The sequence below is a fragment of the Rummeliibacillus sp. SL167 genome, from assembly GCF_007896505.1.
GTDB classification, from domain to species: domain Bacteria; phylum Bacillota; class Bacilli; order Bacillales_A; family Planococcaceae; genus Rummeliibacillus; species Rummeliibacillus suwonensis.
On the sequence record NZ_VCBM01000001.1, the window covers coordinates 401290 to 415903 of the forward strand.

15 protein-coding genes are annotated in these 14614 nt (G+C 37.1%); 14 read left to right on the forward strand and 1 reads right to left on the reverse strand.

Translation table 11 applies throughout. The annotated features are described in order from the left end of the window. The first annotated feature begins 194 nt into the window (after window positions 1-194). From FEZ13_RS01655 to FEZ13_RS01710, 12 genes are all read left to right on the forward strand, one after another. A complete protein-coding gene (locus FEZ13_RS01655) occupies window positions 195-461 on the forward strand; it encodes a hypothetical protein (RefSeq protein ID WP_146551209.1) in 267 nt (88 codons plus the stop codon). Then, window positions 448-1017, forward strand: coding sequence for a type II toxin-antitoxin system HicB family antitoxin (locus tag FEZ13_RS01660; RefSeq protein WP_146551210.1), 570 nt, complete (start codon window positions 448-450; stop codon window positions 1015-1017). Before FEZ13_RS01655 ends, FEZ13_RS01660 begins: the two co-directional genes overlap by 14 nt. A gap of 14 nt (window positions 1018-1031) precedes the next feature. After that, complete coding sequence (locus FEZ13_RS01665; RefSeq protein ID WP_146551211.1) at window positions 1032-1442, forward strand: hypothetical protein; 411 nt, start codon at window positions 1032-1034, stop codon at window positions 1440-1442. Between the two features lie 470 nt (window positions 1443-1912). Then, entirely contained in the window at window positions 1913-3169 is a 1257-nt protein-coding gene (locus FEZ13_RS01670) for a LysM peptidoglycan-binding domain-containing protein (protein ID WP_186725720.1), read from the forward strand. Continuing rightward, complete coding sequence (locus tag FEZ13_RS01675; protein WP_146551213.1) at window positions 3170-4033, forward strand: phosphotransferase; 864 nt, start codon at window positions 3170-3172, stop codon at window positions 4031-4033. A 137-nt stretch (window positions 4034-4170) separates the two neighbouring features. After that, entirely contained in the window at window positions 4171-4791 is a 621-nt protein-coding gene (gene ruvA, locus FEZ13_RS01680; protein WP_146551214.1) for a Holliday junction branch migration protein RuvA, read from the forward strand. A gap of 18 nt (window positions 4792-4809) precedes the next feature. Next, complete coding sequence (gene ruvB, locus FEZ13_RS01685; RefSeq protein WP_146548178.1) at window positions 4810-5814, forward strand: Holliday junction branch migration DNA helicase RuvB; 1005 nt, start codon at window positions 4810-4812, stop codon at window positions 5812-5814. A gap of 194 nt (window positions 5815-6008) precedes the next feature. Further along, the gene (queA, locus tag FEZ13_RS01690; RefSeq protein ID WP_146551215.1) at window positions 6009-7058 is read left to right on the forward strand and encodes a tRNA preQ1(34) S-adenosylmethionine ribosyltransferase-isomerase QueA; all 1050 of its coding nucleotides are present in this window, start codon (window positions 6009-6011) and stop codon (window positions 7056-7058) included. Between the two features lie 3 nt (window positions 7059-7061). Further along, the gene (gene tgt / locus FEZ13_RS01695; protein WP_146551216.1) at window positions 7062-8204 is read left to right on the forward strand and encodes a tRNA guanosine(34) transglycosylase Tgt; all 1143 of its coding nucleotides are present in this window, start codon (window positions 7062-7064) and stop codon (window positions 8202-8204) included. Between the two features lie 45 nt (window positions 8205-8249). After that, window positions 8250-8528, forward strand: a complete 279-nt coding sequence (gene yajC, locus FEZ13_RS01700) for a preprotein translocase subunit YajC (protein ID WP_146551217.1) — start codon at window positions 8250-8252, stop codon at window positions 8526-8528. 154 nt (window positions 8529-8682) lie between these two features. Further along, entirely contained in the window at window positions 8683-8907 is a 225-nt protein-coding gene (locus FEZ13_RS01705; RefSeq protein WP_146551218.1) for a hypothetical protein, read from the forward strand. Between the two features lie 264 nt (window positions 8908-9171). Then, on the forward strand, window positions 9172-9810 hold the full coding sequence (locus tag FEZ13_RS01710) for a DUF421 domain-containing protein (protein WP_146551219.1): 639 nt from the start codon (window positions 9172-9174) through the stop codon (window positions 9808-9810). On the opposite strand, the gene FEZ13_RS01715 is transcribed toward FEZ13_RS01710, so the two are convergent. Continuing rightward, window positions 9805-11322, reverse strand: a complete 1518-nt coding sequence (locus FEZ13_RS01715) for a putative polysaccharide biosynthesis protein (protein ID WP_146551220.1) — start codon at window positions 11320-11322, stop codon at window positions 9805-9807. The genes FEZ13_RS01710 and FEZ13_RS01715 overlap by 6 nt on opposite strands. A gap of 45 nt (window positions 11323-11367) precedes the next feature. Here FEZ13_RS01715 and FEZ13_RS01720 point away from each other — a divergent pair, with 45 nt between their 5' ends. Together FEZ13_RS01720 and secDF are read left to right on the forward strand one after the other, a co-directional pair. Beyond that, window positions 11368-11727 (forward strand): post-transcriptional regulator, encoded by a 360-nt coding sequence (locus FEZ13_RS01720; RefSeq protein WP_186725721.1) that lies wholly within the window; start codon window positions 11368-11370, stop codon window positions 11725-11727. Window positions 11728-12216: 489 nt separating this feature from the next. Continuing rightward, on the forward strand, window positions 12217-14487 hold the full coding sequence (secDF, locus tag FEZ13_RS01725) for a protein translocase subunit SecDF (RefSeq protein ID WP_146551222.1): 2271 nt from the start codon (window positions 12217-12219) through the stop codon (window positions 14485-14487). The last annotated feature ends 127 nt before the right edge of the window (window positions 14488-14614 follow it).

Here is a 14614-nt window from a genome sequence, read left to right on the forward strand (position 1 = left end):
ATTTATTATGTTTAATAAATATGTAATATACTTCCTTTTATTTATTTTATTTTTAGTTTCAATGAGGATTTTGGGGTATATTTAAAAAAAGAATACATAATAGTAAGAGATATAGAGGTATTGCATCCTTCGTTACATTTGTGTAAAATCAAAATATATATTGACACTATATATGGTGCGGAAGTGATGCGGAATTGGGGAGAAAAGAAAAATTACTCGATCAAATAAAGAAAAATCCTAAAGATAGAGATTTTAGAGAACTTAAAACTTTACTTGAACGCTACGGTTTTATTGTTGATGAAAGCTCAGGGAAAGGCTCTCACTGTCCAGTTTATCATTCTAAATACAAAGATGATGAAAGTTTAAGATGGACACTTTCTAAAAGAAAGCCAATGAAAGTCTATCATGCTAAAGAAGCTGTAAGACTTGTTGAGGAGGTAATAAGCCGTGAAGAAAATTAATATTACATTGGAAGAGTTTTTAAAATTAGATTACAAATTTACAGTGACTCCCTATAAAGATGAAGAATTTAATGAAAGTGGTTTCGTAATTACAAGCCCCGAATTACCTGGAATAAAAGTATTTGGGGAAAGTATTCAAGAAGCATTAGAAGAATTTGAAGAAGCTAAAATAGCTTTTTATGAATTAAAAGAAGAATTAGGAGAAAATATCGTACTACCAATAAAAGAATCTGATAGACCGTCGGGAAGGATAACTGCTAGATTTGGTGTTGATTTGCATGAAAAGATTATAGATTATGCATCTTCTAATAAGATTTCGGTAAATGCCGCAATTAATCAGCTTGTTAATTTTGGGCTTGAGAAAAGTCAAAATAATCTTGTTCTAAATGAAATTAAAGTGGTTAAGCAATTGATTAAGTTACAAGATATTAAATTAAGTTATGGAAATGAATATTTAGATGAAAGTTATTCTTTTGAAATACCTAGATCGCCAAAAAAGGATTTCGGATTGGATTTCGAACTTACGGATAGATTATTTTGTGAAGATTTAAATTGAATAGAGGTGATATTATGGAAAAATCATTGAGAATAAGTATTAATTACATCGAATTACGCGAATTAGAATTTAAAAGGTCCGAAAATAAATCTGAATCTGAAAATAACTTGGACTTAAAAGTAAACATAAAAGATAAAATTAAAAAAGATAATAGTTACCAAGTAAAAGTAGAGTTTGTTGCTAACTTTAAAGTAATCTCGGGGTATATAAATATTAATGGACAATATGTTTATGTAGCAACTTTAAGAAATATTGAAGATATAGAAGAATTTGATCAATTTGTAGAAGAGAAGAAGTATGAATTAGCATATCCAATGTTATGCAAAATTACTAGTTTAATTACTAAAATGTCAGAAGAAGTTAGAATCTTTCCTTTAATTGTCCCTCCAGGAGCGTGGCTTGAAAGAGAAGAAAGCGAAGAATAATCTTATTACATGTACCAGTATACAATTTGTATAACTGGTCTTTTTTTGTAGATGTAAAAATTTATATAAAAACACAAAATTTAAAAATAATACTGAATACTCCATTTGAAATAGGAAGAATTAAAAAAGTGTAGATAGATATTTAAATAGGAAAATCGACAAATATATGGTCATTTTTATCATTTAAAATATTCACCCATTCCTACACACGCTCGCCGTTATTTTAATCATTAGTCCCAACTAGCCCCAATCAGCCCCAAATGCATACTTTTTTATGCCTTATTTTGCATGCTGAACATTTTCAAAAATAGGCAAGAATCCTTGATACAAAAGGATTTAAGAAATTATAAAAATCCATTCTACATTCAGAATTTGGTACATAGTGTAACATGAAAGGCGTAAACAAATAAGATTAGAGTGTCCAAATAATGATGCTTTTCATATTGTATAGAGATGGAAGGAGGAAAAGCGTGCGCGTTCATACTGTCAAAAAGGGCGAAACACTTTGGAAAATTGCAAGACAATACGGAATTTCTTTTGAGGATATGAAGAGATTAAATGCTCATTTAGCAAACCCTGATTATATTGTTCCGGGGATGGAATTATTTTTGCCTGATGCGCCTAAAAAGGAACAACCTAAAAGCCAGCCGAAAGAATATCCGAGGGTACAACCAAAGGAATATCCAGTAGCAAGACCAAAGGAGCAACCGGTGACACCGCCAAAAGAGCAGCCGGTAGCGAGACCAAAGGAGCAACCAGTGACACGACCAAAAGAGCAGCCGGTAACGAGACCGAAAGAGCACCCGATAGCGAGGCCGAAAGAACAACCGGTGACACGACCAAAAGAGCACCCGATAGCGAGACCAAAAGAACAACCGGTGACACGACCAAAAGAGCATCCGATAGCAAAACCAAAAGAACAACCAGTGGTAAAACCAAAGGAAATACCGATTCCTATCCCTATACCAATAGAAGAACCAAAACCAATCCCCCATATACATCCATTTGAAGAAGCCCGCCCCATTAGAGCCAGAATAGAATTGACAGAGCAACATGAGGAGGAATTCTTTATTCAACCGCAAAAAGAACATAAGCCGGAGCCTGAATGTGAACCTTGTGCACAGGCGGCACCGTTACCAGCACCTGTTCCAATACCTGCTCCACCACCAATGCCATGCCCGCCACCGATGCCGATGCCGTGTGCACCAATACCATGTTTCCCACAATATGCAGCCCCACAATATCATCATGACTGTGGATGTGGAGGACATCAATCGATGCCACAATGGCCAGCACCCGTTCCAGTGCAGGTACCACAATGGCCAGTGCCAGTTCCAACAACACAATGGCCAGTGCAGTCATCAGTCCCTCAATGGACTGAACCAATGGTGTCACCTATGGAACAGATGACACCAACGACACAGCCAAGTTGGGCTATGCCAGAATCAACAAGAGAATGTGAAGAACCACCATCGTATCAACATCATGACGACCATCAAGAATTCCATCAACAACCAATGGAATCATGGTACCATGCTCCGGCAATGCCATATCCAAATTATGTTGATCCATACTGGAATTTCGGACCGCCGATCTATCAGCATAATCCAATGCCACAAGCGTGGCCAGGACATTATTATTCACCATACCCACCAGCTCAACATTGGCCACAACCACAGCCACATCACGTGCCAAACTTCCCGCAAGCAGGCTATGAGTCTTACTAGGTGAACAAATTCAATGTAAAAAAGAAGATTAAATCAAATGTCTGGCATTGTCAGTCAGGGAATGAAGAATTTGTTGTTAAAAAATATGATAATCCTATGGTTGCGAAGAAGGTAAAAGTAATTCATGAAAGTCTTGCTGACATACAATTTCCACATACGATTTCAAAGGTTACATTAGAAGATGAAAATATACTTATACAACCATGGATAAAAAACGCTAGAGCATTTAAGTATCACTATAAGCATGATCGTACAAATTCTCTAGCTATTTTGTACCAGTTACATCAAACGGGCAAAAAAATAGACTGGTCAAAAGATGAATATCTTTTGCCACCATATGATTTAAGGCTTAAATGGCAAGAACGATTACAAAAATTTATCTTGCATTATGCACAAGTATCTGTTTATCTAGGTGCAGATAAATGTAATCAGCTCATTTTATATGCACAAGAAGCTCTATCGGGATTTAATCAAATTGAACCTTTGGAAAGTCAAAAAACATTACTTCATGGTGATATCGTCCATCATAATTTTTTGAAGGATGCAAAGGGGAAAAACATTTTAATAGACTTTGATCTGGCTTCTTATGGATATCCAGAGGAAGAGCTGATTATGTGGATGCACCGCGTATTGCCAAATGTGAATTACAACTTGAGGGCATTGTTAAATGAGCAACCTATACTGAAACGAATACCAAAGAATTACTTACAGACATTACGTTTTCCAAATGAATTATTACGTGAATGGATGTATGTAAAAACAGTGACTACTGAAAGACAACAGGCATTTGTGGAGGAACTAATACGCTTTACGGAAGCGGCACTCTCTTCTTGGCCAAAACTGTGGTATGATTGTGATAGGTGAAATTAGAATACATGTTTGTATTTTAAGATAGGTCGTATGTTGACCTATCTTTTTTTCACGATGATCCTAGGTTCATATATCATCACTCATTTAAAATTATGCTATAATCTATAACGTTGAATAAAAGGAGAATTGCAATGTATGACTACATAAAGGGTTCTGTTACGCGTGTTACCCCAGAATATATTGTTATAGAGCAGCAAGGAATTGGCTGGCAGTTGTATACGCCAAATCCATTTGCATTTCAAGTGAATAAAGAGCAAATAAAAGTCTTTACACATTTACATGTTCGTGAAGATGCACATCACTTATTTGCGTTTAAAACATTAGAACAACGTGAGTTATTCCGCAAGCTCATCCAAGTATCGGGAATTGGACCAAAAGGAGCACTTGCCATATTAGCGAGTGGTGATCCAAGTCAAGTAATCTCTGCCATTGAACATGAGGATGAGAAATTCCTTGTGAAGTTCCCTGGTGTTGGTAAAAAAACAGCCCGCCAAATGATTTTAGATTTAAAAGGAAAATTAGATAGTTTACTAGAAGACATTGAATTGCCAAGTGCAGAAAATGAGCTTCCGCTATTTGGCGTCAATCCAAATAAACACGAATTAGAGGAAGCTCTTTTAGCACTTGCTGCATTGGGCTATTCAGAACGTGAACTAACGAAAATCCGCTTGCAGTTGGACAAGGATGAACGTTTAAAAACGACAGAGGATTATATGAAGGAAGCGTTAAAACTTTTACTAAAACAGCAATAATGGAAAGGAGGGAATACGATGGATGATCGTGTCGTTTCAGGTGAGGCGATAAAGGATGATGTTCAATTTGAATTATCATTACGCCCTCAAACACTTACGCAATATATAGGACAGCATAAGGTAAAAGAAAATTTGAAAATTTTCATAGAAGCCGCTAAAATGCGTGAAGAGAGCCTTGACCATGTTCTCCTATACGGACCTCCGGGACTTGGAAAAACAACGCTGGCAGCTGTTATCGCCAATGAACTAGGCGTTCATATACGTATGACAAGTGGTCCAGCTATTGAGCGTCCAGGCGATTTGGCCGCTATTGTCAGCTCACTAGAACCGGGAGATGTCTTATTTATCGATGAAATTCATCGTCTGCCAAGAGCTATTGAGGAAGTTCTCTATCCAGCAATGGAAGATTTCTGCTTAGATATTGTAGTGGGAAAGGGACCTCAAGCACGATCGGTAAGACTGGATTTACCTCCTTTTACATTAGTTGGTGCAACAACAAGAGCTGGTGCACTGTCAGCTCCACTTAGAGACCGTTTTGGTGTATTATTACGATTGGACTATTATGATGAGCATTCATTGACAGAGATCGTATGCAGAAGTGCTGAATTATTTGATGTCCATGTGGATCAAAGTGCGGCAATCGAATTAGCCAAACGATCTCGTGGCACACCGCGAATTGCCAATCGTCTATTAAAGCGGGTACGTGATTATGCACAAGTCATAGGTGATGGTGATATTACATTGAAATTAGCACAGGATGCATTAGAATTACTCCAAGTCGATCCATTGGGATTAGACCATATCGACCATAAACTGATTGAAAATATGGTGGAACGTTTCCGAGGTGGTCCGGTTGGGTTAGATACGATTGCTGCAAGTATTGGTGAAGAGTCTATGACGATTGAAGATGTTTACGAGCCGTATTTAATGCAAATCGGATTTATCCAAAGAACACCAAGAGGTCGAATCGTTACGGCGCTTGCCTATGAACACTTTGGTTACAAATATCCATCTGAATCCTAATGGTGGGAAGTTAAACTAAATAGGGAAAATTAAAAGGATGTTTTGATATCCATTTATTTTCTACTGCATATGAAAAATAAAGTTAGTGAAAACTAGGCTTGAGCATTTTTTCTTTGCATTCAGTCAATAGGCAGGAGTAACCAATACAATAGCTATGTATCATTGATAGTCAAATAACAAAAAGGAAGTTTACCATGAAATTAGAAGACTTTGATTACTATTTACCAGAAGAATTGATCGCGCAAACACCATTAAAAGATCGTGCATCAAGTCGTCTAATGGTATTGGATCGTGAAACTGGTGAAGTATCACATCATCATTTCCGTGATATTTTAGATGAATTACATGAAGGCGATTGCCTGATTTTGAACGATACACGTGTATTACCAGCACGTTTAATCGGTGTTAAAGAAGAAACAGGAGCACATATAGAAGTATTATTATTAAAACAAACGAATGAAAATGAATGGGAAACACTTGTAAAGCCTGCTAAACGTGTAAAAGTTGGTACTGAAATCACGTTTGGTGATGGACTTTTGAAAGCAGTATGTACGGGTGAATTAGAACACGGTGGCCGCATGTTCAAATTTGAATATGAAGGAATTTTTGTGGAAATACTTGAGAAATTAGGGACGATGCCATTGCCACCATATATTCATGAGAAATTAGAGGACCAAGAACGTTACCAAACGGTTTATTCTAAAGAGCTTGGTTCAGCAGCGGCTCCAACAGCTGGGCTTCACTTCACTGAAGAATTATTAGATCAAATCCGTGCAAAGGGTGTTAAGGTAGCATTCTTAACTTTACATGTAGGGATTGGTACATTTCGTCCAGTCAGTGTTGAAAATATTGAAGATCATGATATGCATGCAGAATTCTATCATTTATCTGAAAATACAGCGAAGGTTATTCATGACACAAAGGCAAATGGTGGTCGCGTTATTGCGGTAGGGACAACTTCTACACGTACACTTGAAACAATTGCTCAACGCCATCATGGAGAAATTGTGGCAGAGTCAGGGTGGACGACCATCTTTATCTATCCAGGATTTGAATATCAAGCAATTGATGGTATGATTACAAACTTCCACTTACCGAAATCAACACTTGTCATGATGATCAGTGCACTTGCAGGGCGTGAAAACGTATTAAATGCATATAAAATCGCTGTTGAAAATAAATACCGATTCTTCAGTTTCGGTGATGCTATGTTCATCCGACCAAAAGCAAAGAAAGGAAATTAATACATGTCTCAAGCAATTCGATACGAACTTATCAAAACAGATAAGCAGACAGGTGCAAGATTAGGAATTGTGCATACACCGCATGGCTCCTTTGAAACGCCTGCTTTCATGCCAGTTGGCACACAAGCAACCGTAAAAACAATGTCTCCAGAAGAAGTCAAAGAAATGGGTGCAGGTATTATTTTAAGTAACACCTATCATTTATGGCTTCGTCCAGGCCACGAAATTGTTCGTGAAGCAGGTGGCTTACACAAATTTATGAACTGGGATCGTGCCATCTTAACCGATTCAGGTGGTTTCCAAGTATTTAGTTTAAGTGATATTCGTCGTATTGAAGAAGAGGGTGTCCACTTCCGCAATCATTTAAATGGGGATAAGCTTTTCTTAAGTCCAGAAAAATCCATGGAGATTCAAAATGCTTTAGGCTCAGATATTATGATGGCATTTGATGAATGTCCTCCGTATCCAGCTACGTATGAATATATGAAAAACTCTGTAGAACGCACTTCTCGCTGGGCGGAACGTTGCTTAAAGGCACATGCACGTCCAGAGGATCAAGGATTATTTGGAATTGTACAAGGTGGAGAATTTGTGGATCTTCGGAAACAATCGGCAAAAGATTTAGTTTCGCTTGATTTTCCGGGATATGCAATTGGTGGTTTATCTGTAGGGGAGCCAAAGGAAATCATGAATCGTATGTTAGAATTTACGACACCATTATTACCGAACGATAAACCACGTTATTTAATGGGTGTAGGTTCACCGGATTCTTTAATAGATGGTGCAATTCGTGGCATTGATATGTTTGACTGTGTGTTACCCACTCGTATTGCGAGAAATGGTACATGTATGACAAGTCAAGGTCGTCTAGTTGTCAAAAACGCCAAGTATGCTCGTGATTTTGGACCACTTGATCCGAACTGTGATTGCTATACTTGCAAAAACTATTCACGTGCCTATATCCGTCATCTGATTAAAGCAGATGAAACATTCGGTATTCGATTAACTTCCTACCATAATCTTTATTTCTTACAAGATTTGATGCGTCAAGTACGTCTTGCTATTCGTCAAGATCGTCTTGGTGATTTTCGTGAAGAATTCTTCGAACAATACGGCTTTAATAAACCGAATGCAAAAAATTTCTGATTCTTGTATAATATACGCTAGTGATAGAAAGGGGGATATATAAGAATGGGACAACAATTACAAGCGCTACTACCAATGATTATTATCTTCGCATTAATGTATTTTATGTTGATTCGTCCGGCTCAAAAGCAACGTAAAAATACACAAGCGATGCAAAATAGTTTAGCAAAGGGTAATAAGATCGTGACAATCGGCGGTTTACATGGTGAGATCGAAGCAATCGATGACTCTTCCGTATTGATCAAAGTAGAAGATGGTTCTAAATTACGTTTTGAACGTGCTGCTATTGGAAAAATAATAGATACAGCAGCAGAAACAAAATAATTTTTTGCAACATATCCAGCATGGAATTCCTAGATAGTTGAATACTATTGACGACAAAAAAAGTCTTTATTTCAAACAGAAATAAAGGCTTTTTTGTACTTTTGTCGAAAGAATATAGTATTCATCATGTTGAAAAATGAAGGGATTTCAGATAATGTCTAAAAAGCTTCAAAATCAAAAAAAGAAAATAGAACCATTAGGATTTGATGATGATACTATCCACTCACGATTAACAGCAAAACAGCGCATGGCTCAAAGACGTACAGGAAGCCATCTAAAAATACAGCCTAAGCCAAAATGGATTCGTTCTTTAGGCTATATTATTTTTATACTCCTTATGTGTGGTTTTGCTGCAACTGCCATTTTCCTTTTGTTTTAATGAATAATTTTTTTTGAAAGACAAAGGATAGAAGATAAAGTGAAACTCCATCAGTGAGGGTTTTCTTCATCCCCCACTGAACTAGAGGAACGAAAGTGAAAAACGCCACGTCCTGTGGCAACATCTGAGGGACCAACATCTTGTTGGCCCGAACCAATCGGACTTTTACGGGCAGTTGATCCCCCATCTATCTTTCTCGTTTCTCTATATCTTGAAGATGGGGGTCCTACTGCCCGTTAAAGCGGGATAAAAAGGGGTCGTAATGTGAACGATTTATTAGTTATCTCTTTTCGTATGATTTTCCTATACTTTGTCATATTGATTATTTTCAAACTAATGGGGAAACGTGAAGTCGGAGAATTGAGTGTAATGGATCTTGTGATCTTTGTATTGATTGCAGATGTAGCATCGTTTGCAGTTGATGATCCAAAACGAAATTTATTTGAATCTATTTTGCCAATGATTATTTTATTAGTGATACAAGTAGCCATTTCTTGTATTTCCTTAAAAAGTAAAAAGATACGTGATAAAATTGATGGTGATCCCACAACAATCATTCGAGATGGTGTACTCTTTGAACAAGAGATGAAAAAACAGCGCTATAATTTAGATGACTTGTTTCAACAACTGAGAGAACAAAAAATTGGTTCTATCCAGAAAATTGCCTATGCTTTCTTAGAACCATCTGGCAATCTTTCTGTATTTATGAAAGACAGTTTACCACCTATATTGCCGTTGATTGTTGATGGTGAGATCCAAAAACGGCATCTTCAACTAATCGAAAAAAATGAGCAATGGTTAAGAGAAGAACTAATGAAAATTGGATATAAAGATACAGAGAATATTTTTTACTGTTGCTTTGAAGATGGCGAAATCTATGTCCAACTAAAATCTTCATCATAATCTTTTTCTCAATGTTTTGGTTAAATAGCGAAAATCATTTAAACGGATTTGATCAGCGAACATCAGAACAATGAGTGTTAAACCAAGTGTGATAGAACCATTAACCCATATATTAAATTCGGAGGTAGGGAGAATATATTGGCGGAACACAACGATTAAAATACAAGCCCAATATGGTATAACGAATAGCTTAAAACCCGTGTCCACATATTTCTTTTTCCGAATCGTCGCTATATGCAAAAAGGATGTGATCAGTACGCCAAAGCCAATAGCGATAACGGCTCCTGTTTCTGCAATCCCAGGTTGTGACGCGAGAGCAAGCATTACAACAAGCTTACCGATTCCGCCATATACTGAGTTCATCATCGCTGCTCTTGCTTCATTTAGCGCCTGAAGAATCGAATTTAAAGGGCTCTGTATATAGTAAAAGAAGAAAATCGGGGCTAATAATTTCATATATCCTCGATTTTCCGATAAATGGAATAGCTTGGTGGCAAATTCATCGCCGTATAAATAAAAGAAAACAGCACTAAAACATCCAACAATGGTTGATAGTCTGAGAGCGATGTGAACGCGCTCTCTTAGTAGTGGCTGGTTGCCTCTTGCAACCGCGTCACTAACTGCAGGGATCAACACAACGGCTAATGCATAAGGGATAAATGATGGGAATAACAACAATGGTATATGGACACCCGATATAATGCCGTATTGTTTTGTAGCGGCTGCAGCCGTTAAGCCGGCCAATGTTAGGGCTTTTAAAAATACGATTGGTTCTAAAAACCATGTAAAAGAACCAAATAATCTGCTACCCGTTGAGGGTAATGCGATATTCAAAATCGGTTTTGGAGAAGAATAGCCTTTCGATGATAAAACAAGTCCTTTTTGTCTTGCATGTACATATTTCCAATATAGGTAGAGAAGTGCCGCCGCTTCTGCAAGTCCTGTGATGACCATCGCATATGTGGCGGTCATTGCAGGAGACCCTTGAACTACACCATATGGTAATAGCCATGTGATCATGGCAATTCGTATAACTTGTTCAATCGTTTGAGACCAAGCTGTTTCTTCAATCCGTGCAAGACCTTGGAACAATCCTTTAAACAAGGCAGAAGCCATTGAAAGCGGCACAGTAAACAATGATATATATAAAAGCATGCGAACTTGATTGTCGTGTAAAAGATTTTCTGCTAAATAGGGGATGAATAATAATATCAATGGAAAGAAAACGAGTATAGAAATATAACTTAATAGTCTAGATGTTCGCATTACTTTACTGATTTCTACTCGTTTACCTTTTGCTTCTAGCTCAGCGACGATTTTAGCGATAGCTGTAGGTATCCCCAATTGAACAAGTGATAAAAAGAAGATGAATGCTGGATAGGCTGTCATATAAATTCCAACTGCATCTTCACCAGCGATTCGCATAAATTGCATTCGATATAAAAAGCCTAATAATTTAGATAGTAGAACAGCTCCCATTAACAAAAAGGTGCCATGAAAAAACGAGGTCATAAGATCCCTTCTTTCTGTAAATACAATTTCGGTGGAAGACTAATCATGTACGTTCAAAAAATTGAAAAGGACGTGAGTATATTGGTAGTTCAATATGAGTCATTATTTCAAAAAGTATTACCTGTCCTAACCATTAGAAAAGCAGACTTCAAGATGGAAGGTTTGAAACACGTTACAGAACAAGAAATTTGGCATTATTTAGTTGCAAAGAAGTGGAAAAAAATAAGTGAATCAGATTTAGCTTTACATAAAGTAATTGCCGATATTTTTTCATTAACTGCTGCTCAGTATATGACCTTTATGCAAGTGGAAGAACTAAAAAGCGCAAATTGGTTTTCTTCTGTTGATGAAAACGAATTACAAGTTTTACTGGGAAAGCAGGAATCTTCTAAAATTTCATCTTAAACCAGAAAGTAGATAGGATTAATTTGACAGGCAGGCAAACCTGTTTCATAATAAACGTGTTATGCAATTATAGTGACAAATAGAATCAATAGAATCATGAACATTAATATGCAACAAGGTGTGCTGATTGGAGAAAATAGGAGAAAATTTAGCGTGATCGAAAGAAACGCCATATTCTAATGCCATTTTTATGGATAACAGCGGAGAAAACAGCTTAGCATTTACTGCAGAACAGCGAGCAATCCGCAGCGGAAATCAGAAGATTATTTATATTTTGGTGCATAAATTGGATCATCAACATACCTGATATGTAACAATTCTACTGTTTCAAAAGGGCGATGGATGCCCGTAATTGTGAGATAGTTTACTGACTAGGATGATAACTTTGATACAAAGTAGTGACAGGATAACTAGCGAGCAGAACGGACATCAAGAATCGTCTGCTGTCATTTCGTAATATCGCGGCATTTGTTTGAGGAGGAAGTTTTAATGAAATTAAAAAGCCGAATTGTCGCGTTTCTAATGATTGTTGTTGTAATTGGCGCACTCATGGGAACGACCATAAAAGGCGTACTAAGTAATATTAACTTAGGCTTGGATCTTCAAGGTGGCTTCGAAGTTCTTTATCAAGTAGAACCATTGAAAAAAGGGCAGAAAATTACAGAAAGTGATGTTAAGGCAACAGCTGAGTCGATTAATAAACGTGTCAATGTTCTTGGAGTAAGTGAACCTAGCATTCAAATTGAAAGCGGGAATCGTATCCGCGTTCAATTAGCAGGTGTGAAGGATCAAGAATCTGCACGAGAAGTTTTATCTAATCAAGCAAATCTAACATTCCGTGATGTCAATGATAAAGTATTATTAGACGGAAACGATTTGCAACAAGGCGGAGCAAAAGCATCGTTTGACCAACAAGGTCGCCCAATGGTTACGCTTAAATTAAAAGACCCTAATAAGTTTGGTAATGTAACGAATAAAGTTGCAGCAATGGGAGAACCAAATAATCTATTAGTTATTTGGATGGACTTCGATGAGGGCAAGGATTCTTATAAAAAAGAGGTTTTAAAGAAAAAACCTCGGTTTATTTCAAATCCACAAGTTACACAAACGATTAACTCAAAAGACGTGCAAATCACAGGTAACTTTACAGTACAAGAAACAAAAGATTTAGCAGGTATTTTAAATGCAGGTGCTCTTCCAGCCAAATTAGTTGAAAAGTATTCCACTTCAGTTGGGGCACAATTTGGGGACGAAGCACTAAATGATACAGTATTTGCTAGTATTGTTGGTGTAGCATTGATCTTTATCTTTATGCTATTGGTTTATCGTTTACCAGGTTTAGTGGCAGATCTCACACTAACCATCTTTACATTTATTGTGTTGGTGCTATTTGACTGGATTCATGTCGTATTGACCTTACCGGGGATCGCTGCCTTGGTACTAGGAATAGGGATGGCAGTCGATGCCAACATTTTGATGTATGAGCGTATTAAAGAAGAATTGCGTGTCGGTAAATCTGTCAAAGCCGCATTCCATTCCGGTTCTAAATCTTCATTTAGCGCAATTTTCGATGCCAACATTACAACGATTCTTGCAGCTGCAGTATTATTTGCTTTTGGTACAAGCTCGATTAGAGGGTTTGCAACGACATTGATCATTTCTATTCTTGTCAGCTTTTTAACCGCTGTTTGGGGGACTCGTGTTCTTTTGGGGTTACTTGTCAATAGTGGTTACTTAGATGGTAAAGTCGGTTTATTTGGTGTCAAAAAATCTCGTGTACATAAACTTGAAGAAGGCGTTGATACACTTGATCTAACAACACACTTTGATCGCTTTGATTTTGTTCATAGTCGCAACAAATTCTTTGTACTATCAACTGTTTTGATTCTTGCCGGTATGATTGTACTTGGTATTTTTAAATTGAATCTAGGAATCGATTTTACAAGTGGATCACGTGTCGAAGTGACATCTAATCATGCATTAACGAAGGAAAATGTTGAGTCTTATATCGATAAGATTGGTTTTTCTTCTGATGATATTGTTATTTCTGGTGACAAAAATGATCGTGCTGTCATTCGATATAAACAAAACTTTTCAAAAGAAAAAGTGAAAGAAATCAAAACTGAGTTCAAAAAAGAATTTGGTGATACACCAGCGATTAGTACTGTTTCACCAACGATCGGTAAAGAACTTGCCAAGAATGCGATGAAAGCATTGCTTTGGTCATCACTTGGTATCATTATTTATGTTGCTTTCCGATTTGAATGGCGGATGGGCGTTAGTACGATTATTGCCACGCTCCATGATGTATTCTTCATGGTCGCGATTTTCAGTCTCTTCCGTATAGAGGTTGATATAACCTTTATCGCAGCTGTTCTAACAATTATCGGATACTCCATAAATGATACGATCGTTACATTTGACCGTATTCGGGAAAATCTACATCGTATTAAGAAGATTAAGGATGCAGACGATCTGGCTCATATTGTCAATAAATCATTACGTCAGACATTAGGACGTTCTGTCAATACGGTTATGACAGTGCTTATTGTAGTTGTTGCCTTATTAATCTTTGGGGCAAGCTCCATTACAACATTCTCTATCGCCTTATTGATCGGTTTAGTAACAGGTATGTATTCTTCTATTTACATTGCAGCACAAATTTGGTATGTCTTAAAAGTTCGTGAAATGAAGAAAAAAGGACATGTAGATGTAAGTAAGAAGAAAAAACAATGGGGTTCAGATGAGCCTGTCGTTTAGCTTATCTTTTTCATAAATAACAAATAAAAGTCCATCCTATAGGATTTTCTGTAGGATGGGCTTTTTTGTTTTGTTAGAAGCACTTTATCCTGCTTGAACGGGCAGTAAGCCACCTATCTTAAGATTT